23 protein-coding genes are annotated in these 24,066 nt (G+C 35.3%); 15 read left to right on the top strand and 8 right to left on the bottom strand.

Annotated features, from left to right (window positions below):
* Positions 1–20: 20 nt before the first annotated feature.
* The 3 genes from RNZ47_RS10255 to RNZ47_RS10245 all read right to left on the bottom strand — a co-directional run bounded on the left by RNZ47_RS10255 (position 21) and on the right by RNZ47_RS10245 (position 2,688).
* Positions 21–1,313 carry a tetratricopeptide repeat protein gene (locus RNZ47_RS10255; RefSeq protein WP_311939618.1) on the bottom strand — a complete coding sequence of 431 codons (1,293 nt, stop codon included), beginning with the start codon at positions 1,311–1,313 and terminating at the stop codon, positions 21–23.
* 93 nt (positions 1,314–1,406) lie between these two features.
* Complete coding sequence (locus tag RNZ47_RS10250; protein WP_311940569.1) at positions 1,407–1,925, bottom strand: DUF4331 family protein; 519 nt, start codon at positions 1,923–1,925, stop codon at positions 1,407–1,409.
* A 115-nt stretch (positions 1,926–2,040) separates the two neighbouring features.
* Positions 2,041–2,688, bottom strand: coding sequence for a DUF4331 family protein (locus RNZ47_RS10245; protein ID WP_311939616.1), 648 nt, complete (start codon positions 2,686–2,688; stop codon positions 2,041–2,043).
* Between the two features lie 153 nt (positions 2,689–2,841).
* On the opposite strand from RNZ47_RS10245, the gene RNZ47_RS10240 reads away from it, so the two are divergent.
* Complete coding sequence (locus RNZ47_RS10240) at positions 2,842–4,014, top strand: LETM1-related biofilm-associated protein (RefSeq protein WP_311939614.1); 1,173 nt, start codon at positions 2,842–2,844, stop codon at positions 4,012–4,014.
* A 62-nt stretch (positions 4,015–4,076) separates the two neighbouring features.
* Complete coding sequence (lpxD, locus tag RNZ47_RS10235; RefSeq protein WP_311939613.1) at positions 4,077–5,072, top strand: UDP-3-O-(3-hydroxymyristoyl)glucosamine N-acyltransferase; 996 nt, start codon at positions 4,077–4,079, stop codon at positions 5,070–5,072.
* Between the two features lie 88 nt (positions 5,073–5,160).
* Here the strand turns inward: lpxD and RNZ47_RS10230 are convergent, their stop codons facing one another.
* Both RNZ47_RS10230 and RNZ47_RS10225 read right to left on the bottom strand, forming a co-directional pair.
* Positions 5,161–5,652 (bottom strand): hypothetical protein, encoded by a 492-nt coding sequence (locus tag RNZ47_RS10230; protein WP_311939612.1) that lies wholly within the window; start codon positions 5,650–5,652, stop codon positions 5,161–5,163.
* Between the two features lie 96 nt (positions 5,653–5,748).
* Complete coding sequence (locus RNZ47_RS10225; RefSeq protein ID WP_311939610.1) at positions 5,749–6,225, bottom strand: Hsp20/alpha crystallin family protein; 477 nt, start codon at positions 6,223–6,225, stop codon at positions 5,749–5,751.
* 493 nt (positions 6,226–6,718) lie between these two features.
* Between RNZ47_RS10225 and RNZ47_RS10220 the strand changes: the two genes are divergently transcribed.
* Positions 6,719–7,021, top strand: coding sequence for a hypothetical protein (locus tag RNZ47_RS10220; protein ID WP_311939608.1), 303 nt, complete (start codon positions 6,719–6,721; stop codon positions 7,019–7,021).
* Between the two features lie 103 nt (positions 7,022–7,124).
* Here RNZ47_RS10220 and RNZ47_RS10215 read toward each other — a convergent pair whose 3' ends face one another.
* A complete protein-coding gene (locus RNZ47_RS10215) occupies positions 7,125–9,758 on the bottom strand; it encodes a valine--tRNA ligase (protein WP_311939606.1) in 2,634 nt (877 codons plus the stop codon).
* Between the two features lie 325 nt (positions 9,759–10,083).
* Between RNZ47_RS10215 and RNZ47_RS10210 the strand changes: the two genes are divergently transcribed.
* The gene (locus RNZ47_RS10210; RefSeq protein ID WP_311939604.1) at positions 10,084–10,509 is read left to right on the top strand and encodes a DUF1573 domain-containing protein; all 426 of its coding nucleotides are present in this window, start codon (positions 10,084–10,086) and stop codon (positions 10,507–10,509) included.
* Positions 10,510–10,565: 56 nt separating this feature from the next.
* Here RNZ47_RS10210 and RNZ47_RS10205 read toward each other — a convergent pair whose 3' ends face one another.
* A complete protein-coding gene (locus tag RNZ47_RS10205) occupies positions 10,566–11,900 on the bottom strand; it encodes a retropepsin-like aspartic protease (RefSeq protein WP_311939603.1) in 1,335 nt (444 codons plus the stop codon).
* A gap of 124 nt (positions 11,901–12,024) precedes the next feature.
* Here RNZ47_RS10205 and RNZ47_RS10200 point away from each other — a divergent pair, with 124 nt between their 5' ends.
* The 11 genes from RNZ47_RS10200 to RNZ47_RS10150 all read left to right on the top strand — a co-directional run bounded on the left by RNZ47_RS10200 (position 12,025) and on the right by RNZ47_RS10150 (position 23,065).
* Positions 12,025–13,215: a pyridoxal phosphate-dependent aminotransferase gene (locus tag RNZ47_RS10200; protein WP_311939601.1), complete on the top strand. Its 1,191-nt coding sequence runs from the start codon at positions 12,025–12,027 to the stop codon at positions 13,213–13,215.
* Positions 13,215–14,228 (top strand): UDP-N-acetylmuramate dehydrogenase, encoded by a 1,014-nt coding sequence (murB, locus tag RNZ47_RS10195; protein WP_311939599.1) that lies wholly within the window; start codon positions 13,215–13,217, stop codon positions 14,226–14,228. Before RNZ47_RS10200 ends, murB begins: the two co-directional genes overlap by 1 nt.
* A 68-nt stretch (positions 14,229–14,296) precedes the next feature.
* Positions 14,297–14,827 (top strand): RNA polymerase sigma factor, encoded by a 531-nt coding sequence (locus tag RNZ47_RS10190; protein ID WP_311939597.1) that lies wholly within the window; start codon positions 14,297–14,299, stop codon positions 14,825–14,827.
* Positions 14,828–14,838: 11 nt separating this feature from the next.
* Positions 14,839–15,627 carry an anti-sigma factor gene (locus RNZ47_RS10185; protein ID WP_311939595.1) on the top strand — a complete coding sequence of 263 codons (789 nt, stop codon included), beginning with the start codon at positions 14,839–14,841 and terminating at the stop codon, positions 15,625–15,627.
* A 122-nt stretch (positions 15,628–15,749) separates the two neighbouring features.
* Positions 15,750–15,953, top strand: a complete 204-nt coding sequence (locus RNZ47_RS10180; protein WP_311939593.1) for a membrane or secreted protein — start codon at positions 15,750–15,752, stop codon at positions 15,951–15,953.
* 6 nt (positions 15,954–15,959) lie between these two features.
* Positions 15,960–17,072, top strand: coding sequence for a glycosyltransferase (locus RNZ47_RS10175; protein ID WP_311939591.1), 1,113 nt, complete (start codon positions 15,960–15,962; stop codon positions 17,070–17,072).
* Positions 17,063–17,614, top strand: coding sequence for an RNA polymerase sigma factor (locus RNZ47_RS10170; protein ID WP_311939589.1), 552 nt, complete (start codon positions 17,063–17,065; stop codon positions 17,612–17,614). Before RNZ47_RS10175 ends, RNZ47_RS10170 begins: the two co-directional genes overlap by 10 nt.
* A complete protein-coding gene (locus tag RNZ47_RS10165; protein WP_311939587.1) occupies positions 17,607–18,851 on the top strand; it encodes an NRAMP family divalent metal transporter in 1,245 nt (414 codons plus the stop codon). The genes RNZ47_RS10170 and RNZ47_RS10165 overlap by 8 nt, the downstream gene beginning before the upstream one ends.
* A 51-nt stretch (positions 18,852–18,902) precedes the next feature.
* Positions 18,903–19,781: a lipoyl synthase gene (gene lipA, locus RNZ47_RS10160; RefSeq protein WP_311939585.1), complete on the top strand. Its 879-nt coding sequence runs from the start codon at positions 18,903–18,905 to the stop codon at positions 19,779–19,781.
* 1 nt (position 19,782) lies between these two features.
* Positions 19,783–20,799: a type I glyceraldehyde-3-phosphate dehydrogenase gene (gene gap, locus RNZ47_RS10155; protein WP_311939583.1), complete on the top strand. Its 1,017-nt coding sequence runs from the start codon at positions 19,783–19,785 to the stop codon at positions 20,797–20,799.
* Between the two features lie 28 nt (positions 20,800–20,827).
* Positions 20,828–23,065, top strand: coding sequence for an ATP-binding protein (locus RNZ47_RS10150; protein ID WP_311939581.1), 2,238 nt, complete (start codon positions 20,828–20,830; stop codon positions 23,063–23,065).
* Here RNZ47_RS10150 and lpxK read toward each other — a convergent pair.
* On the bottom strand, positions 23,052–24,059 hold the full coding sequence (lpxK, locus tag RNZ47_RS10145; RefSeq protein ID WP_311939579.1) for a tetraacyldisaccharide 4'-kinase: 1,008 nt from the start codon (positions 24,057–24,059) through the stop codon (positions 23,052–23,054). The genes RNZ47_RS10150 and lpxK overlap by 14 nt on opposite strands.
* Positions 24,060–24,066 lie beyond the last annotated feature (7 nt).

Below are 24,066 nucleotides of genomic sequence, written 5' to 3'. Positions count from 1 at the left end.
ATCCCTTTTTTAAAGCTTTTTTATAATTTTTGTACTTTTTGAGCTGCCATCGGCCCTAACTCAAAAGCACTTCCCAATAATTCTTTTTTCAATTTTTTTACCTCATCCCATTTACCATTAGCTTTATAAATATGGGCTAAATGAAACAGGGCTTCGGGTTCAAACGTTTTCCCAACTACATGGTTTTCCATAATTTTTAAAGCATCCTTAACATCGCCTTGATTGTAATAGGTCCAAGCCAATAAATCGTAAGATTGTGGTGTTGGCCGGTTGTTAATTTCTGTATTTGCAAGCTTTAAGGCCTTTACGGTTTGTTTGGAATCTTCAGCATAAATAAGCGCATTATGTTTATTGTACATAGCACCGTACATGTTATTGTTTAAAGCCACTTTATATAATTTTAATTGCGTGTCTTTTAAATTAGAATCGCCTTTATATTCAGCTATTTCAGCTTTTAACAAATGGTAATCTGGAGCATGGTGTGTTTTTGTCACCGCGTTTAAAATACGAAGCGCTTCATCTGGATTTTTTTCATAGGAATACACAATCCAAGCAATGCCTTTTTTGGCATAGGCATCTTCAGGATTCAATTCCAAAGCTTTTAAATAATGATTGTAAGATGCTTTAACATTTCCAGCGTGCCCGTAATAATCGGCTAAATTTGTATAAACCCATTGTTTTATAGAAGGGATGTTTGAAGCTTCGGCAATGACTTTGGCTTGTTCCATATATTTTATGGCAGCATCTAAATTACCGCGGTGATCGGACCATTTTGATAAGCGTATCAAATAATCAAAATCCGACGTATCAATAATCTCATTTAAGTATTGTTTTGCCAATTGGTAATTACCCAATTCCAAATGCACATCGAACAACATTTTTTGGGTGCTTATCAAGCCTTCACCTATAGTTTCAGCTTTTTGTAAAAATTGTAATGCTTCTTTAAACCGGTGTTGCGAAATGTAATTTCTTGACAAGGCTCTTAAATATCCCACTTTTTTATAATGACTTAACTCGTTTGCTTCAATCAGGTTTTTTTCAGCTTCAATTAAAGCTTCAATGCGTCCTGTTTTAGCAAATATTTGAGATTGAGATGCCGCGATTTTCGATAAATAAGGAAACTGATTTGGTTCTTTTTCATACTTTTTTTCCCAAAATTTCAAATCTTCCTTTACGAGTTGCAACATCTCGTTCTCAGTAATTTCTAAATAAAAATTATAATCGGTTTCGTCTGTGATTTTTTTCGATTCCGTATTACAGCTTGCGGTAAGCAGCAATAGCACGAGTAATACTAATGGATTTATAGGTTTCATTGTTCTGTTTTTTTGTGGTTTTTGTTTGTTACGGTTTTGTGCAGGTTAAATATCAGGGCATACTAAAATTAATATACCCTGATGAAGTAGCCATTACCATGGTGAGGCTAAGTAAGGAAATGAGGTTAAAAAAGGTTTATCGTTGGCATCTACGTTATCGTTTGATAACCCAGGGTTTTCGGTAAAATCTTCGCCGCCAAAAATCAATAATAGCTCAACCGTTATAACGTCATCTGCCAAAGCACGACCAGTTAAAACATTGGTGCCATCGTAAAATGTGGTGGTTCCGTCAAGCGATACGTTTAAAACATCGGTGGCCAAAAGGCTTGTAAATGCTGCCGAGGTTTGCCCTAGTGCATTAGTATCTCCAGGGTTCGCGAATGCGGGACTCAAACCTTCCAAATTAGCTTGAAACATGCTTTGAAATGCAGCACTTTGGTTTGATGGCGCGGTTACATTAAACTGGTCTTTTGCCGCGGCTGATACAAATACCGTGTTTACGGCAGGCCTGCCCATTTGATCTTCTTGCATGTAGACACCCGAAAAATCCGGTGCTTCCTCTACTATTACGGTGTCATCATTACTTGTACAATTAAATGTTACCAACGACATTGCGAAGGCGACGCTTAATACTTTTATAGTTTTGCTCACAGTGCTTAAATGGTTTAAGTGGTTGTGAAATTTCTTTGAAGTTTTCATGTTTTTATATTTTATAAACGATTAAATATTATTTTCTTTTTGACTCAACCCAGGTGTTAATGGTTCCGCTACCACCAATCATTGATTTTGGAACCTCAACTACAATAGACATTACATTGGTACCTGCAAACGTGTCCGCTCCCGGCATATTAAAACTGGTTGCTGTGCCTCCAATAATTGCCGAATATTGCGCAAAATCCATAAAGAAAGGATCATCGCGAGGACCAGCGAAAAAGCTCATATCGCCTTTGGTAGCAACAATAGCGCTCGATCCTGTTGTAATATCTACAACGCCGCCAACTGTTGATGCGGTTTCAATAGAACTGGCCAACCCTATTTGCGATGGCGCTACAGGGCCAAAGAAGTACATTTTACCATTTCTGGGAATGGCTTGAATAACTAAATCTTCAACATTGTCGCCCGTGTTATCAATATTAAATTCCACTAAAACATTTTCATCAAATGTGGCATTTGATGTTGCACTTGGACTTAACAAGCCTTGAATATTGGCCACAAAAACCAAATTGTTTACTTCTTCGGCCTGAAAGGCATAAAAATCGGTAATATCGCTATTACCACCTTGTACAGCTGGCGCATCAATATGATCGGCTGCAATAATGAAGATACTAGCTACCGCTATAACTCCAATTCCTAATACTTTTTTTAAATTTTTCATGATTTTTGATATTTTTGAGATTATTAAATTTTGACTCTCAGGCATACCTACGGAAAAAAGAAAAGAGCGGTTTTGTTAAAATTTTGTTAAAGAAATAAATTGCGCACTTATTCAGCTAAAAGATTACTTTTACAGTCTATATATAATTGAATTATGAACCCATCATCCGTAGGTTGGATTAAAAAGCTTTTAAAGTTCTTAGAAAGTAATACCCAATTTTTGAATTACTCTGAGGATGGCTTTTATAATATACTGCGAGATACCGGTTTTATTTACGGCACCAATCTTAAAGTAATAAACAATCATTTTAAAGAGTTTAACCTCACCGAAGCGGAAATGTGCAAGCTAAATTTGTGCTTGTCTTTTTTATATACACACCAAAAGCTGAATCATGAGAGTAATTTTTTGGACAGTGTGCTAAACTTCTATAAAGAAATTGGAGAGCATAAACTTTCTTTTTTCAAGGAATTGTTGGGAAGCTCTTCCAGCAGCGAACAATTGGAAAATATCATTCATAAACGCACTCAAATCGATGACAACATCATCACTAAAAACTTTAATTATTTTTTAATTAATGGCCTGCTTTATATTGATGTGCTCGCATATCGAGCTTTTATTGAGAACGATGGATTTTCATTGGATTACCTGAAAAATTTGGAAGCCAGTATTGAAGCCATTTCGTTAAACGTAATCACTTCAAAGAAAGAAAAAACAGAATATGATGAAAGTTTAATTAAACTCTTTGAATCGTCATTGCGTTATGAGAACAAAGCGCATGTTGATTACAAATCGGCTATCAAATTTATAAAAACTCCGCAGCAAAAAAAGTATATACTTGACTTAGCCTGTATGGCAACTTGGAGCGATAAGATTATAGAAAAGTCAGAACAGGAATTCCTGCTAAAACTCGGTAATGATTTAAAGCTTAGCTTGTCTTCTGTAAACGAATCCATTAAAGCCGTAAATGATTTTTACAACATAAATAAAGATAATATTGCCTTGTTTAGCTCTAAAAACGTGGTAAAAAGTTTTTATGACAATTCCAGTAAAGTGGTTACCACTTTAATCTCCCGAAATAGCAAAAGACTGTATAAAGAATTGGTTGGCAGCAAAGAACTTATGGTGCTTATTTCCCAATCTACCGTTAGGGATTTAAATAAAGAAGAACAAAAAAAAGTACAAGAACAACTTTTGGATATTTTTAAATCGATACCAAGTCTTGCTATATTTTTACTTCCGGGCGGTGCGCTATTACTGCCTTTAGTGGTTAAATTTATTCCTAAATTATTACCATCGGCTTTTGATGATAATAGGATTGAAGAATAATAAATGTGTTTATTGATTTTATTTCTGTTAGATTTACAACAATCTAAACATTAAAATCACATATGATAACTTACACGATTAACGACTTAAACAACATTTTAAAAGGTGAATTAATTGGGCACACAAACCAAATAATTGATGGCCCAGAGCAACTGCTAAATGCAAAGAACAATCATATAACCTTTATTGGAAGCAACAAATATGTTAAGCATTGGGTCGACTCAGAAGCTTGTGCTGCCGTTGTAAACGACAATTTGAATGTTGAACCCGGAGAAAATCGGGCGTTAATAAAAGTGAAGAATGCCGATTTAGCCATGGCAAAAATATTGGAACTATTTAATCCTTCAACACCAGAATTTGAAGTTGACATCCACCCAACTGCGGTTATCCATAAAACGGCAACCATAGGGAAAGGCAGTAAAATTGGCGCCAACTGTTATGTTGGAAAAGATGTTGTTTTAGGAAACGAGGTTGTTTTATACCCAAACGTTTGTGTTTTTGATGAAACCTCCATTGGCGATAACACTGTAGTATGGTCTGGAACCGTAATTCGCGAACGCTGTACTATTGGTAGCCATTGTATTTTTCATACCAACGTAAGTATTGGTGCCGATGGCTTTGGCTATCGCCCAAGTGACGATGGTCGTGGATTGGTTAAAATACCACAAATTGGTAATGTTATTATTGGGCATTATGTAGAAATCGGTGCAAACTCCTGTGTTGATCGTGCTAAATTCAGTTCCACTATTATTGGTGATGGCTGTAAAATTGACAACCTAGTACAAATAGCGCACAACAGCGTTATGGGACGCTCGTGCATTATGGCAGGACATAGCGGACTTGCGGGTTCCGTTACTTTGGGCGATGGTGTAATTATTGGTGGTAGTGCTTCAATTAAAGACCACACCACCATAGAATCCGGGGCTACCGTTGGTGCCGGTTCTGGGGTAATGAACAATGTAAAAGCAGGACAAACCGTTTTGGGTTACCCAGCGCAAGAAGCGAGGGATATGTTGAAACAATGGGTAGCCGTTAGGCGTTTTATGAAAAACAACTAAATACGTTTTATATAATTCACAAAAAAAAATCGGATATAGATTGATGTTTAACAATCCATATCCGATGACTATTCTCAACAAAACGTGTTTATTCGTTTTCGTCTTCGGGTTTATTAAATTCAGACTGATATTTTTCCAAAAACCTCTTTTGTCTTTCTACCATCTGTTGTCTTATTTTATCAATATCCATAAAGTCTTTTCCAAAATCGCTTCCAAAAAAATCATCATTAAAAAAGTGTTTGCTAAATAGCGAATCTGCTGTAAACATATTTTCAAATCCTTGATTTTTAAACTGGGAAAAGTTTCTAAAAAATTTCGACTCAAATGATTTCACCAAACTATCTTTTCCAAATTGTGACAAATCATTGAACTGTTTGTTGGAAGACCAAGAATATATACTATCATATCGTATTAAATTCCCGAATTCGTCAAATTCTTTATCTACATTCCAAGAGCCTTTAGGTTGTTGTATGGATGTTTCAATACTGTCTTTAATTTCTGCTTTTTTATTAGTATCCTTTTGTCCATTACAACTCACACTCAACAAGGCCATAGTTAAAAATAATATATACTTTTTCATTGCATTACCTTTTTAGTTAAACATTGTTTTGACAAAAAAGGAGGCACAAATTATGCCTCCTTCTTTTAATAAATCATAAAATAATTAGTGAAACTATTATGAAATTTTAATGGTTCTAGGAGGCTTTTGTTTTGCCTCTTCTTTTTTGGGTAACAAAATACTTAAAATACCATCATTATAGCGTGCATCAATCTTATCTTCGTCTACGCTTTCCGGTAAGGTAAAGGTTCTTTTGAAAGATGAATAGCCAAATTCCCTACGTGTAAAGTTTTCATCTTTATGCTCGCTTTCTTCCTTGGTTTCTGTAGAGATTGATAATACTTGATTCTCTAGGTCGATTTGGAAATCGGATTTTTTAAGACCCGGAACGGCCATTTCCACCGTAAAATCATCGGCAGTTTCTTTTATATTTACTTTAGGCAAAGACATGCCCGTATTAAAGTTTGAATTAAAAACCGATGGCAGTTCTCTGTTAAAAACATCATCTAACCAACTTGACCAATTTGGGAAGCCTACATTTGAATTAGTGTTTGATAAACTTCCGTTTTTAGGAACATTAACTAAATTGCTCATAATTACAAAATTTTAAATTAAACATTAAATCTTTTTTTAAAATCTCGAGTGATTTCAACCATTATTGAGCAAATTAAATGCCATAACGAATAATAAGGGTTTTTATACTTATTTATGAATATTTGACAGTTTTTAAGTTAAAAAAATGTCATAATGTCCATTTTTACACTTATAAGCTAGAAGCAAGCGAAAAATTTTGATGTAGATACGTCATCAAATAAGAAGCAAATAAAAGCTATACAGACGTCATTTTTTCAGAAAAACATTTACAACTTCGTTTAGTTCAATCGAGCGGTCCCGATAGTTATCGGGGTTGTTTCGGTATTGAAATGGAGCTTTATCTTTGTGTTGGGAATGATGATTTTACTCAACATTAAATTTGTAAAACATAATCAAGAATTCATTAAATTTGATTCAAGAGTGTAAATTCAATGTTCTTCTTTTCACTCAAATTATTGAAGACAATTATTGTTAATTTAAAAATAATAATAAAATGACAGACACTGAAAGCAGTAACCAAAATAATTCTGGTCAAACAATTATTATTAAACAAGAAGAAAAAAAGTCAAACGGAATAGGAACAGCTGGCTTTGTTTTAGCATTAATAGCATTGTTTATTGGATGGGTTCCTTTTATAGGTTGGATTATTTGGATTTTAGGGCTTATTTTCTCGTTTGTTGGTGTATTTAAATCTCCCAAAGGATTAGCAATTGCTGGATTAGTTATATCATTTATTGGAATTATTTTATTAATTTTTATTTTTGGTGTAATTGGGGCAGCAGCAATGTCTGCGTAAAGTTTAATAATTGGACCATGCCCAACAACATTAGTATTAATTAATTCAGAATGTCCTCAACGGAAATTTCAAGGAATTAATTAACCTATTCCTTCAAAAATTTCTAATGCAAACTCGCCAAACTCGCTTTTAAGGTTTCAATTTTAGCCAAAGCGTCGGCTTCTTTTTTCTTTTCGCTAGCCACTACTTGCTTTGGCGCACCGGCAACAAAGCGTTCGTTTGAAAGCTTCTTTTGCACCGATTTTAAAAAGCCTTGGGTGTAATGTAATTCTTCGGTTAACTTTTTAACCTCAGCTTCAACATCAATAGTTCCGGCCATGGGCACAAAATACTCGTTAGATTTTACCCTAAAGGTTAAAGCGCCTTCAACAGCCTCAGAAACATAGTCAACAGCCTTAAGATTACCCAGTTTAGCTATAAGCGCATCAAAGGTTTTGGCGGCGTTTTCATTATTTATTACTGAAAACCCAATCGCATCTTTAAACGCAATGTTTTTTTGTTTTCTAATGGTACGAATGCCCGAAATGACTTCGGCAGCAAAATCAAATTCGGAGATCAAAACCTCATTAACAGGTTTAGCTTCTGGATATTTAGAAACAATCAATGCCTCTTCGGGCGTTCTTTTGGTTATATGTTGCCAAATTTCTTCGGTTAAAAACGGCATAAATGGATGCAATATTTTTAAATTATTTTCTAAGATAAAAATGGCAGCATCGTAAGTTTTTTGGTCGATAGGCTGCTGATAAGCCGGTTTTATCATTTCCAAAAACCATCCACAAAAATCGTCGTAAATCAACTTATACATACTCATTAAAGCATCACTTAAACGGTATTTGCTAAAATGATCTTCAATTTCAATTAATGCTTTTTGAAATTTAGCCTCAAACCACTCTATGGCTATTATAGAAGATTTCGGTTGTTCTATTTCGGCTACTTCCCACCCATTTATCAATCTAAAGGCATTCCATATTTTATTGGCGTACCCTTTGCCTTGGTTGCACAAAGCTTCATCGAACATTAAATCGTTTCCTGCAGCAGAGCTCAACAATAAGCCCACACGAACACCATCGGCTCCGTACGTTTCAATCAATTTTAAGGCATCGGGAGAATTCCCTAAAGATTTACTCATTTTTCGGCGTTGCTTATCGCGAACCAAACCGGTTAAATAAACATTCTCAAAAGGTTTTTCGTTTTTATACTCGTAACCCGCAACAATCATACGCGCCACCCAAAAGAATAAAATATCGGGTCCGGTAACCAAATCGTTGGTTGGGTAGTAATATTTTATGTCTTTATTTTCAGGGTTTCTAATGCCATCAAACACGCTTATGGGCCATAGCCACGATGAAAACCAGGTATCGAGCGCATCGGTTTCCTGACGCAAATCGCTGGCTGTCAGCTGTTGGTTGTTGGTTTTTACCCTTGCTTTCTGCAGCGCTTCATCCATATTTTCAGCTACTACAAAGTCTTCCTTTCCATCGCCGTAATAGTATGCGGGAATTTGTTGCCCCCATAATAGCTGACGCGAAATATTCCAATCGCGGATGTTTTCCATCCAATGGCGGTAGGTGTTTTCAAACTTTTTAGGAAATAGCTTAATATCGGCATCTTTATCTAAAACCGCTTTTATGGCTGGTTTTGCCAAATCTTCCATTTTTAAAAACCACTGATCTGATAATCGCGGTTCAATAATGGCTTTGGTGCGTTCTGAAATGCCAACACGATTGTTATAATCTTCAATTTTAAGAATATGCCCTTTTTCTTCAAGTTCTTTTACGATTTCTTTTCGAACCACAAATCGGTCTTTGCCCTCGTAATGCATTCCAAAAGAATTCAAAGTCGCATCTTCGTTAAAAATATCAACAACCTCAAGGTTATGTTTATCGCCTAAAGCCTTGTCGTTTTCGTCGTGAGCCGGTGTAACTTTAAGGCAACCTGTACCAAATTCAACATCAACATAATCATCCTCAATTATTGGAACCACGCGGTTACAAATGGGCACAATGGCTTTTTTACCTTTTAAATTTTGGTGACGCTCATCGTTTGGATTAATACAAATAGCGGTATCGCCTAAAATGGTTTCAGGGCGTGTGGTAGCAATGGTTAAAGCTTCATTACTTCCTTCAACCTTGTATTTTACGTAATATAACTTTCCTTGTTTTTCAACATATTCAACCTCTTCGTCCGATAATGTAGTTTTTGCCTCAGGATCCCAATTTACCATACGGTAACCGCGGTAAATCTGGCCTTTTTCATATAAGTCCACAAAAACTTTAATAACGGCTTCACTCATATCGTCATCCATGGTGAATTTTGTTCTATCCCAATCGCAAGAACAGCCTAGTTTTTTCAACTGTTCGAGAATCACACCACCGTATTCGTGGGTCCAATCCCAAGCGTGTTTCAAGAACTCATCGCGAGATAAATCGTTTTTATCAATGCCTTGCTCCTTTAACTTAGCAACTACCTTAGCCTCGGTAGCAATTGATGCGTGATCTGTACCCGGAACCCAACAAGCGTTTTTACCTTGTAAACGCGCCCGACGAATCAGCACATCCTGAATGGTGTTGTTAAGCATATGCCCCATGTGCAATACGCCCGTAACGTTTGGAGGCGGAATTACTATGGTATACGGCTCTCTTTCATCTGGTTCTGAATGAAAATAATTGTGTTTCATCCAGTAATCGTACCATTTACCTTCTACCTGACTTGCATCGTATTTTGATGGAATTTGCATACTTTGGAATAGTTTTTGAACATTGATGTGCAAAAGTACTTATATTTCTTTTTCTGTGAAATGCGCACAGCTATTAATTTTATTTATGCCATCAGATTTTAGTATGCAAATTACGTCTGACAACAAAAAAATAAATATTAACAGACGAAAGCCCATAATGGGCATTTAATTATAAGCTAAATCTTAATGGTTTTCTTGTATAAAACGAAAAGTGGTATGTACTTATAACTAAGTTGAATATGTTAACAAACGTGTATTACGTCTATTATTTTTGTAGATTGTGGAAAAAGTACCTATGTTTGACATGAATTTAAAATTAAAAGTAATGAAACAATTAATTACAATTTTATTTATCGGACTGATTAGTTTCTCTGTAAACGCCCAAGATAAAGTGGCGAAAATAGAGTTTAAATCGGATACAATTGATTATGGAACTATTGAAAAAGGAGCTGATGGTGTACGCGTTTTTGAATTTACAAATACAGGAAATGCGCCTCTTATAATCTCGAAAGTGTCTTCTACTTGTGGTTGTACCATACCAAAAAAACCTGAAGGACCTATTTTACCAGGAGAAACAGGGGAAATTGAAGTAAAATACGACACTAAACGTGTAAACCCAATTAGAAAAACAATCACCGTTATCTCTAATGCTGAAACACCAACGGTTGCCTTAAAAATTAAAGGTCTTGTTGTCGATTCCAGCAAGGCAAGTGTACTTGATAAGAAAAACAAAAGTGTTATGGAGCAGTAATAAAGCCATACCCTTTATAAAAATTAAGTCTGAGCATTATTTATGTTCAGACTTTTTTATTTAAAAAAATCTTCCAACAGGAATGCATAGCTTAAAACCCTGCCATTTCTGTCTACTCTCAGTTTTATTTTTTTTCCATCGTCGTCATAAAACGAATACATTAATTGTTGCAAGGTATATTGGTGGGCAGGTTTACCGTTAATGGACAACACAACATCACCATTTTGCAATCCAGCGCGGTGTGCCGGAGAATCTACACGCAACTCTACAATGGCGTACGCTGGTTTTAATGAAAATTTGTAGCGCGCATCAAAAACAATTCTTGTCCCATTTTGGTTGGTGTCGTTGCTCAGGTTGTTATTTGGCACAAAACTTTCTCTTTCCTTTACAAACCTAACACCATTATGCGCCAATTCTATACCGCTTTTGTTATAGCTGAATTTTTCTTTAAAATGTCCGTTCTTTTTAAAGGTTACTTTGGCATTTCGGTAATCCATAATAATATTAAAACGTTTTAAAATATTACCGGCTAAACTGCCATTGCGTCCTGTAATTTTTTTAGCATGGGAAATAGAAGAAGAATCCGGAAAAGCCACATTTGCATTTTTAAGCACAAAATTTTTCAACGAAAACTCATCGATTCTAGAACGCTTTCCATAAACACTGCCGCTAAGTCCGTGCCCTAAAAAATCTTCAAAATACCGGTTGCTGGAAACTATCCCCAAGGTATCATCTTCAAACAACCATAAGGCATCACTTCCCCCGGAATCAATCAATAATTTTACAGGAATTGGTTTATTTTTTATTTTAATCTCGGCATTTATATAAGGCTTGTTATTGTAAAATTCCAAACTAAATATCTCGCATTTTTTACAGGTTTTATAACGGTAACTCGTGGGCTCTGTTATCCTGATGTATTTATGCATATAGTTTATCTCTATTACCAAATCTTTAAACAAATCGAAACCCAAAATCCCGTGAACTGGAACGCCCAACCTTGGTGCAAAATTCAAATTGGCATCGTATACCGCATACAAATCCTGGTTTAACTTAATGGCATCGCCCACTTTAAAGACATTATTTCTGGATTTTAAGGCTTCAACCGATTCGCCTTCGCCCAAACCTCTTAAATAGATTTTCTTGGTATCTTTAATTTTTAAAGTATCGGACACATTTAAAAAATTGAAAATAATAGGTTTGCTCACACCAGTATCCAACAAAAAGGATAGTTCAACACCATTAATTTCAACGGGGATAACAATTAAATTATTTATGAGCTTAAACTTTATTCTATCCGACCTTTTTTTATTTTGAATAACAAACTTTCCTTGCGAATACGCGGAGTTACTCAAACAAAAAAACAATAAAATAAGAGCAAAGGCTTTTTTCATATGTGCGGCTTATATTTTTCTTTCATCAATTTACTAATCTTTATAATAGCTTTATGATTTATAGCTGTTTTTTAAAAAAACTTTAAGATAATTTTCTCAACTTTGCATATTAATATACTTTTAAATGCCAACAATATCAAAAAAAGGGCAGTTAATGCCTCAATCGCCTATACGTAAATTAGTTCCGTTTGCCGAACAAGCGGTAAAAGAAGGTAAGTCTATATATTATTTAAATATCGGTCAGCCCGATATTAAAACACCGGAAATTGCATTGCAAGCCGTTAAAGACAGTAATATTGAGGTTTTAGCCTATTCAAGATCTGAAGGTTCTGAAATTTACAGACAAAAAATCTCGGCGTATTACAAAAAGCATGATATTCATGTTTCTCACATCGATATTATTGTAACCACGGGTGGCAGTGAAGCGTTGTTATTTGCCTTTGGAAGCATTATGGACGTGGATGACGAAATTATTATCCCAGAGCCTTTTTATGCCAATTACAACGGGTTTTCAACAGCTTCGGGCGTAAACGTTGTGCCCGTTATTTCTAAGATTGAAGATAATTTTGCACTACCTCCTATTGAAGAATTCGAAAAATTAATCACCCCAAAAACAAAGGCTATTTTAATCTGTAACCCTGGAAATCCTACAGGTTATTTGTATTCCAAGGAAGAAATTCAAAAATTGGCTGCTATTGTTAAAAAGCACGACTTGTTTTTAATTGCCGACGAAGTTTACCGCGAATTCGCATACGACGGAAACACACATTACTCTGTAATGCAAGAAGCAGGTTTAGACGAATATGCCATTATGATCGATTCGGTTTCAAAACGCTACAGTATGTGTGGCGCAAGAATTGGCTGTTTGGTATCTAAAAACAAATCCGTAATCCAAACCGCATTAAAATTTGCACAAGCACGTTTAAGCCCACCAACTTTAGCTCAAATTGCAAGTGAAGCCGCTTTGGAAACGCCACAAAGTTATTTTGACGATGTGATTGAAGAATATGTAGACAGACGAAACATTTTAATTTCCGAATTACAAAAAATTGACGGCGTTAAAGTTGCCAAACCAAAAGGTGCTTTTTATTGTATTGCCGAATTACCGGTTAAAAATTCAGATGATTTTGCACAATGGTTGTTAGAAGATTTTGATGTTGATGGCGAAACCGTTATGGTTGCCCCAGCTGGCGGATTTTACTCGACTCCGGGTGTTGGCTTAAACCAAATTCGTATTGCCTACGTACTTAAAAAAGAGAGCTTAATTAAAGCTGTAAATGTTTTAAAAGAAGCATTAAAAGTGTATAAAGACTAGTGAACATTAAAGAAAATATATCTTTAAAACCATACAATACTTTTGGTATTGATGTACTCGCAAAACATTTTGTAGCGGTTTCAAATCTCGATGAGTTAAAAGAAGTTTTAGCGCTAAATGCGTATCCAAACAAACTTATTTTAGGTGGCGGTAGCAATATGTTGCTTACCAAAAACCAAGAAGCCTTGGTTATCCACGTTAATTTAAAGGGTATTTCGATAATTTCTGAAGATGACCACACGGTTACCGTAAAAGCCAATGCCGGCGAAAACTGGCACGAATTTGTGCTTTGGTGCCTAAAACACAATTTTGGAGGTATTGAAAACTTATCGTTAATTCCCGGAAATGTGGGTACGGCACCCATTCAAAACATTGGTGCTTATGGTGTTGAGTTAAAAGATACATTTGTTTCGTGCGAAGGCCTGTCTTTAGAAACAAAAAAAATAAAATCATTCTCCAAAACCGATTGTGATTTTGGTTACAGAAATTCAATTTTCAAACAGGAGGAAAAAGAAAAATATGTTATTACAAGTGTTACTTTTAAACTCACGAAAAAAGATCACAAGCTTAATATTGCGTACGGCAGCATTACTTCTCAGCTCGATTTGATGCATATTACCCATCCAACCATTCAAGATGTTTCAAAAGCTGTTATAGCCATCCGCGAAAGCAAATTACCAAACCCAAAAGAGATAGGTAATAGCGGTAGTTTTTTTAAAAACCCCGTAGTTTCGAAAGCAGATTACCATGCGTTGGTTGAAAATTTTAAAGATATCCCAAGTTATACCATTGCCGACGATGAAATAAAAATCCCAGCCGGTTGGCTTATTGAAAAAGCAGGTTTTAAAGGCAAGCGTTTTGGCGATTATGGCGTACACAAAAAACAAGCCTTGGTACTTGTAAACTATGGAAACGCCAAAGGTTCGGATATTTTAAATCTTTCAAAATTAATTCAAAAAACAATTAAAAGACTTTTCGGCATTTCAATAGAAGCCGAAGTAAATATCTTATAATCTAAAAGAAATTTATAACTTTGATGGTATTACTAACCTATAAACATCTTGTTTAAACCAAATTTATCTTGATTACACCCATAGAAAAAGACATAGTTACGCTTCTTGAAAATGGCGACAAAAAAGCCATTACCCTGTTGTATGAAAACTATGCAGATGCCTTGTACGGCGTTATTAAAAAGGTAATAGCGGACGATGACACGGCACAAGATGTACTTCAGGAAACCTTTGTAAAGATTTGGAGATACTCAAAAAAATACGATTCAGACAAAGCAAAACTGTTTACTTGGCTGTATAGAATTGCCTATAATACGGCTATCGATAAAATCCGTTCTTTAAAGAATAAAACCGAAAAAGAAGTCCAAATGGAAACTTCATCCGTATATAAAGTATCATTTGGCGAATTAAATCAGGATGTTTTAGACATAAAAAAGCACCTTAGTAGCTTAGATGAAAAGTATCAAATAGTAATTAATGCACTCTTTTTTGAGGGCATGACGCAACAAGAAGCCAGTGAGGAATTAGATATTCCGCTGGGAACTATAAAATCGAGATTGAAAATTGGATTAAGAGAATTGAAAAAAATCTATAATCCCTAAAAAATAAAGTCATGAATGAGAAAATAAATATTTTTTTTAATTCTGGCCTATTGGAAAAATATCTTTTAGGTAAAACCACTTCTGAAGAAACAGAAATGGTTGAAACCTATATTTCAAAATACCCAGAAGTACAAAACACCTACAACACCTTACAATACAACCTAGAAATAGTTGCCAAAAGTAATGCTGTTGAAGCGCCCAAAAGCCTTTTAAATAATATTTTAGAAGAGCTTGACGAGAAACCCGTTGTTAAATTAAAACCATCGTACAAATACAAAAAATGGTATAAATTTAGTGTTGCTGCCAGTATTGCGGCACTGATTTTTGCCGGAACATCGTATTTGTTTTACACTCAAAATCAGAAACTTTCAAAAGAAAACCAAGTGGTTGTTGATGAGATTTTTGATTTACGTAGCGATATTGCGCAAAACAACAAAATGCTAGACGATGTGATGCGCCAGCTTTTAAAGCTTAACAACCCGGAAACCGAGAAGTATATCATTACAGGCAACGAACGCGCCAAAGACTTAAAAACAGTGGCTTACATAAACCCTAAAGAGAAAACATCAATGATTGATGTGGTTTCCTTACCGCAATTACCAGAAGAACAGTGCTACCAAATATGGGCTGAACTACAAGGAAAAATGGTGAGTTTAGGAATTTTAAGCGAATCGGACAGACAACTTAAATCGTTGCCTTATACAGAAGATGCATTAGCATTAAAAATCACCATTGAACCCAAAGGTGGCAACAGCGTTGCTTCGGTAGAAAACTCTGTGGCACAAGTTAGTTTACATTAAGGTTAATAGCAGCCTAATAAACAAAAAGCCTCATTTTAATTTTTAAAATGAGGCTTTTTTATGCCATTATAATTCTTAAAAATTAGCCACAAAATCATTATCTTTGCATAAAATTTACAGCCATGAAACTTCTTTTAATTACCATTATTTTATTAGGATTAGGAATTGCCGGAATTGCCATAAAACTTTGGGCTAAAAAAGACGGCAAATTTGCCGGTACCTGTGCAAGCCAAAACCCAATGCTGAATAAAGATGGTGAAGCTTGTGGCTTTTGCGGAAAAACACCAGACCAATTTAAAGACTGCAACGACCCTCAACATTCGTAATTTTTCATGGGTATTCTTGACGTTTTGTTCTACACATTTATTGCTGTAGTTTTTTTTCAAGTTATATATTATTTATTTTTTTTAGGACGATTCGCATTTTTAAAACACCAAAAAACAGATTCGAAAAACATTCCCGTTTCGGTTATTGTTTGCGCCAAAAATGAAGCCAAAAACCTAAAAACATTTCTTCCTTCTATTATCGCCCAAGATTATGATAATTTTGAAATTGTTTTGATTAATGATGCCTCGCAAGACGACTCGTTAAACATTATGAAAGCTTTTGCATCAAAACACAACAACTTAAAATTAGTTGATGTAAAAAACATCGAAGCGTTTTGGGGCAACAAAAAATACGCTTTAACACTTGGCATAAAAGCCGCCACGCACAATCATTTATTATTTACCGATGCCGACTGTAAGCCTGTTTCAAAACAGTGGATTACCGAAATGGCCTCGCAATTCAGCACAGATAAAACCATTGTTTTGGGTTACGGTGCGTATACAAAAATTAAGAATTCATTTTTAAACAAACTCATTCGTTTTGAAACCTTAATCACAGCCATTCAATATTTTTCGTTTGCAAAAATGGGCATGCCGTACATGGGCGTTGGTAGAAATTTAGCGTACACCAAAACAGAGTTTTTTAAGGCTCGTGGTTTTATGAATCACATGAAAATTCGATCGGGCGACGACGATTTGTTTATCAACGAAGCGGCCAACAACACGAATACCGAAATTTGTTTTACAAAAAACAGTTTTACAAAATCTAATCCCGAAACCCAATACAAATCATGGTTTAGGCAAAAAAGACGTCACATATCCACGGCCAAACACTACAAACAAAACCATAAAGTTTTATTGGCTTCAATTTACGTTTTCAACTTTCTATTCTGGATTTTGACCATCATATTATTAGCGTTTCAATTTAATTGGCAACTGGTAGTTTCGTTGTGTTTATTCCGAATTATTGTACAGTATTTCACCATGTGGTTTTCAACAAAAAAACTGGATGAAAAAGACCTCATATTCTTTTTTCCTGTCTTGGAAATCTTTTTAATTATGGCGCAATTAACTATCTTTATAAACAATCTTGTTTCAAAACCTAACCATTGGAAATAGAGAAAGCCATTAAACTTGCCAAAAAAAACGACCAAAAGGCCTTTAATTATTTGTTAGATGTATTTTGGGATAGCGTTTATGGGTTTCAATTAAAACGTACCGAGAATGAAAATGATGCCGAAGATATTACCATTCAAACATTCTCGAAAGCTTTTGACAAAATTGAAACCTTTGACGAATCGTACAAATTTAAAACATGGCTGATTACCATTTCAAAAAACATTCATATCGATTTACTGCGGAAGGAAAAAAACTCAATTTCCCAAGTTATTTCCAAAAACGACCGCGATGCTTTTCAAGTTTTAGACGAATCGCCTTCACCTGAAGACAAGCTTATTACCGAGCAACATTTGGCTAAACTGCTTAGGGATATCAAAAAGCTAAAACCCCATTATCAAGAAATTATTAATTTAAGATATTTTCAAGAGTTAAGTTATAAAGAAATTTCAGCAGAACTTAATGAACCCATTAACAATGTAAAGGTGAAACTTCTGCGCGCTAAAAAGTTGCTGGCTGAAATTATTAATAAAAGCAATGATTAGCAAACTCAAAAACCTGGGTCCGGGTTTATTATTTGCCGGTGCCGCCATTGGGGTTTCGCATTTAGTGCAATCTACTCGTGCGGGTGCCGATTTTGGCTTGGGCTTGGTTTGGGCCTTACTTTTGGTAAATGTGTTTAAATACCCGTTTTTTCAATTTGGCCCGCGCTATGCCACGGCAACGGGAGAAAGCTTATTAGACGGCTACCATAAATTAGGAAAATTCGTTTTGGCATTTTACTTTATTTTAAACATTGCCACCATGTTTACAATTCAAGCAGCTGTAACCATTGTAACTGCTGGATTAGCATCCACGCTTTTTGGTGATTTTGAAGCTTTTAAAATTGGAAATCGACTTGTTACCAGCACAGAAATTTGGACCGTTATTATTTTAATTATTTGTTTATCCTTATTGATTATTGGAAAGTACAAATTGCTCGACAGGCTGATGAAAATTATAATCATCACATTAACCATAAGTACAATTATTGCGGTTTCCATGGCTTTGATAGATAACGCGAATCCTATTTCTATTAAACAAATACTCCCGGAAAACGCTTTGGAAATAGCCTTTTTAATCGCTTTTATGGGTTGGATGCCAGCGCCTTTGGATGTTGCGGTTTGGCAATCGCTTTGGGCCATCGAAAAAAACAAAGACACCAAAAATTACAATACCAAATCGGCTTTATTCGATTTTAATGTCGGCTATTTAAGCACCATCGTTTTAGGTATTGGTTTTTTGTTTTTAGGCACTTTAGTAATGTTTAACAGCGGAGAAACATTTAGCAATTCTGCGAGTGTTTTTTCTGGACAACTCATATACATGTACACCGTGAGTTTAGGCAATTGGGCCTATGTTGTTATTGGTATTGCGGCATTTACAACCATGTTTAGTACAACGCTTACCACATTAGACGCATCGCCACGAGCCATGAAAAAATCCACCCAATTACTTTTTAACAACACTTCAAAATTCAATTATACATTTTGGATGGCTGTATTGGCCGTTGGCACCCTTGCCATCTTTTTCTTTTTAGCATCAGAAATGGGCTTGCTTATAAAAATAGCCACCATTTTATCGTTTATAACGGCGCCCTTTTATGCCATTGCAAATTACACTTTAATTTCGAGCAAGCACACGCCTAAAGCGTGGCGACCATCAAAACAATTGCATGTTTTAAGTTGGTTAGGCATCATTTTTTTAATAGGATTCAGTATTTGGTTTCTAACCACTTTATAAGATACTTTTAATAGATACTTTGTATCTTTGTACATTGAAATTTGATATTAGATGAATACAGATACCGCTTCAAATATACTACCAGAACGTCAAGCTAAACCAAAATGGCTTCGTGTAAAGCTTCCAACAGGAAAAAAATACACCGAACTGAGAAGTTTAGTAGACAAATACAAATTAAATACCATTTGCACCTCCGGAAGCTGCCCGAATATGGGTGAATGCTGGGGCGAAGGCACTGCAACTTTTATGATTTTAGGTAATATCTGCACGCGTTCCTGCGGATTCTGTGGGGTAAAAACAGGGCGACCGGAAACGGTGGATTGGGATGAGCCCGAAAAAGTAGCACGCTCGATTAAACTCATGAAAATCAAACACGCTGTTTTAACCAGTGTGGATAGAGACGACTTAAAAGATATGGGAAGCATTATGTGGGCAGAAACCGTGAAAGCGGTGCGCCGAATGAATCCCGATACCACTTTAGAAACCTTAATTCCAGATTTTCAAGGCATTGAACAGCACATTGATAGAATTATTGATGTCGCACCAGAAGTGGTTTCACACAACATTGAAACGGTTAGACGGTTAACACGCGAGGTGCGCATACAAGCAAAGTACGATAGAAGTTTAGGGGTTTTAAAGTATTTGAAACAACAAGGGCAACGCAGAACAAAATCTGGCATTATGCTTGGTTTGGGCGAAACCCGAGAAGAAGTTATCGAAACACTTCACGATTTAAAAGCAAACCATGTGGATGTGGTTACCATTGGGCAATACCTTCAGCCCAGTAAAAAGCACTTGCCCGTAAAACAATTTATAAACCCAGATCAGTTTAAAGAATTTGAAGATATTGGGTTAGAGCTTGGCTTCCGCCATGTAGAAAGCAGTGCTTTGGTACGTTCGTCTTACAAAGCTCAAAAACATATAAACTAATATGATTAGAGTTGCCATTAATGGTTTTGGAAGAATTGGCAGACGTGTTTTTAGACTACTCCAAGACCATAAAAACATCCAAGTTGTCGCTATTAACGATTTAGCCGATACAAAAACCTTAAATCATTTACTTAAGTACGATAGCGTACACGGGCTTTTTAATGGCACGGTTTCTTTTGATGACAATCACATTATTGTACATGATAGAAGCATCCCATTATTAAATTTCAATCATCCAAAATATATAGATTGGTTGCCTTTTGATATTGATTTTGTAATTGAGGCTTCAGGGAAATTTAAAACTAAAACCGACTTACAACATCATATAAACAATGGTGCAAAACGTGTAATTTTAACTGTGCCGCCCGTTGAAGATGATATTAAAACCATAGTTGTTGGAGTAAATGACACTATTATTGATGGCACCGAAACCATCATCTCCAACGCATCGTGCACCACCAACAATGCCGCACCAATGATTGATATTATCGACAGGCTTTGTGGCATCAATCAAGCCTACATAACAACGGTGCATTCGTATACAACAGACCAAAGCTTACACGATCAACCTCATCGCGATTTACGTCGGGCCAGGGCAGCAAGTCAATCTATTGTTCCAACAACAACAGGGGCAGCAAAGGCGTTAACAAAAATTTTTCCCGACCTTGCCAACGTTATTGGCGGTTGTGGCATTCGGGTTCCTGTTATTAACGGTTCATTAACCGATATCACGTTTAATGTAAAAAATGAAGTTTCCATCGACACCATAAACAGCACATTCAAAGAAGCTTCAAAACATCACTATAAAAATATTTTAGAGTATACCGAAGACCCCATAGTTTCCATCGATATTGTTGGAAACACACATTCCTGTATATTTGATTCCCAAATGACATCCGTAATTGGAAATATGGTAAAAATCATAGGTTGGTACGATAATGAAACTGGATATTCTAAAAGAATTATTGACCTAATATGCAACTTATCGGAAAAAAACACTCTTTTATCGACAAAATAATTATATTTGTCATGAATATTGAATAAAAATGCTCCAGATAAAAAACTACATATATCCAATTTTAATGTTGATAAGCCTCAGCGTTTGTGCCCAAAACACCGTTGAAGACGACCCTGAAATTATTCAGAACAACATTAACTACCGTATTACACAGGCTAATTACGATATAGAAAACTATAATTATTACGAGGCTCAAAAAGAGCTTGAAGAGGCCTTAGAAATTGCAATAAAGGCTAACCACAAAAAAAGTGAAGGGATCATCTATACCATACAGGGTAAACTACAACTTATAATTGAGGAAGAAGACAATGCCATAAAATCGCTAAATAATGCATTAAATATACAGCGCCTTATAAACGACAATGTTAACATTGGTTATTCCTATAAAACTTTTGGAGATATTTACTTTAAAAAAGAAGATTATTACCAAGCTTTAGACCAATATACAGCTGCAAAATCTAAATTTGAAGAAGAAGAATTGAGCGAAAGCCTAGGCGAGGTTTTACTTCGCGAAGCTGAAACGTATATGCGTTTAAAAAACTTTAGAAAAGCAAGGGTACTTAACGAACAGGCTATTGTTCTCGCTAAAAAGCATAATTATTTAAAAACCCAAAGTAACGGATTAGTTAACCACGGAAAAATTTATAGCGCTTTAGGTGATAACGAAAAAGCACTGGAATTCACCAACGAAGGCATTCAAATTGCAAAAAACGAAAATTATGCCAGCATTTTAAACGAAGGGTATTTAATTTTAAGTGAGATTAATAAAAATATTGGGAATTATAAACCCTCAAGAGATTTTTTAGAAGCACATTTAAAACTTTCCGATTCGCTTAGAGCGGTTAAACGCGCCAATTTATCGCCAGATAAAAAGGTTCAATATTTAATGACCGATCAAATTTTAGAAAACAAAAAACAAGCGGTAAAACTAGAAGAAGCCAATAGCAAAAACGATTTAAGCACACTAATATCCATTTTAAGTGTCGCGCTCATTACTATATTATCGTTATTAACCCTATCGCTTTACAAAAACAACAACATCAGGTTAAAAACCAATAATATGCTGCATAAAAAAAACGCGGAACTTATTATTGCCAAGGAAAAAGCCGAATTAGCATCAAAAACCAAGGCCAACTTTTTATCTACCGTAACCCATGAGTTGCGTACGCCGCTTTATGCCGTTACGGGCTTAAGCAATATGCTATTAGACGAAAACCCAAAACCCGAACAGATCCAGCATTTAAAATCGCTTAAATTTTCGGGTGATTATCTGTTAACGTTTATTAACGATATTCTTCAAATAAATAAAATTGAAGCCAATAAAGTTGATATCGAGCCCGAAGCTTTCAACCTTAAAAAGAAAATAAGCAACATTGTTTTGGCATTAAACAATTCTGCATTAAACAACAATATCAAAATTCATTTTGAGTACGATACCGATTTACCCGAAAACTTTATAGCAGATCAATTAAAGATTTCCCAAATATTAATAAATCTAATTGGTAACTCGATTAAATTTACAAAAGATGGCGATATTTGGATTAGGGTTTACAAAATCGATCAAAAGAACAACAACTACAGACTGCGTTTTGAAGTAGAGGATAACGGTATTGGTATTAGCCAAGAAAAACAAGACCATATGTTTGAAAGCTTCTCTCAAGGCTCTATACAAATCAACCGTAAATATGGCGGTACAGGTTTAGGGCTTTCCATTGTAAAAGGATTAATAGACATTTTAAAAGGCGATATTTACTTAAAAAGTGAATTGGGGAAAGGCTCCACGTTTTATTTTGAAATCCCTTTAACATACACCGCCATAGAAGAAACCAAGGAAAAAGCACCAACTTACTTTAGCGGAAACACTACCGAAATAGACTTAAGCAATGTTAAAATCTTGGTGGTTGAAGACAATAAAATAAATCAAATGATTACAAAAAAGATTCTTACCAAAATGAATCTTAAATGTGATATTATCGATAACGGTGAAGATGCCGTTGAGATGATTAAAACCAACGATTACAACATCATTTTAATGGACATCCACATGCCGGGAATAAGTGGTATTGAGGCTACTAAAATTGTAAGGAGCTTTGATAAAGAACTAACCATTTTCGCGTTAACCGCTGTAACCATTGAAGATAAAATGCAAGAGTTTGAAGAAGCCGGTTTTACCGATATTATTCCAAAACCATTTAAACAAGATGAGTTTGAGAAAAAACTTTACAACGCTTTGGCTTCTAAAAAAGACACGACTACGAGTGCTTAACTGCTTGTTTGATTAATTCGTTAAACGTGGTTTCACGGTCTATAACAACGGTTATGGGCAAATAAAACAATTTGTCTTTTATCGATTCGTACGGCTTTAACCGCATAAAATCTTTTTCGGTTGTAATTATTAACTGTTGTGTTTCTAAATGAAGAATGTCTTGTTGTGAAAACTCGTGATGATCTTTAAAATTGAAATGTTCAAATTTTAAATTTTTGCTTTTCAGATAATCAACCAAAGGATTGGCATTGGCTATACCTGTAACCAAAGTAAAGTTTGATAGCGTTTCAAGTTTTTTTGAAGCATCATTTGAAAACACCTCGTTTGAATAAACTATCGAACTGAAAAACACATGTTGATAAGGTTTTGGTTTTATCTTAGTTAAGATGTCATTTTTTTCAACATCACCTAAATCAATCGGACATTTGGTAACCACAATAACATGGGCGCGTTTTGCACCACTTTTGGGTTCGCGTAAATTACCGGTTGGCAGCACAAAATCTGAATAATACGGGTTGTTGTAAGTAGTAAGCAAAATATTAAAACCCGCCTTTACTTTGCGGTGTTGAAAGGCATCATCGAGTAAAATAATTTCAGGTTTACCTTCTAAATTTCTCAGGTTTTTAATCCCGTTTTTTCTATCGGAATCAACGGCAACCATAACATCGTTTCCAAATTTATTGTAAAACTGAAACGGCTCATCGCCAACAGATTCAGCAGTCGAATTTTCATCAGCCAATTGAAACCCCTTTGTTTTTCGTTTGTAACCCCGGCTTAAGGTAGCCACCTTAAAATCATCTTTCAGCAGCTTGATTAAGTATTCAATCATTGGTGTTTTACCGGTGCCACCAACGCTTAAATTACCAACGCACAGTACAGGAAAACGGTACGATTCAGATTTTTTAATACCCCAATCATAACATGTATTTCGCAACCAAGTCACCAAATAATAAAAAGGAACAAGGGGGAATAATATTTTTCTAATTAGCTTCACAGCTACG

Origin of the sequence: Hwangdonia seohaensis, from assembly GCF_031932625.1 — a bacterium.
GTDB lineage: Bacteria > Bacteroidota > Bacteroidia > Flavobacteriales > Flavobacteriaceae > Hwangdonia > Hwangdonia seohaensis.
The sequence above is the reverse complement of the archived record's forward strand: the minus strand, read 5'-3'. Positions and strand labels throughout refer to the sequence as shown.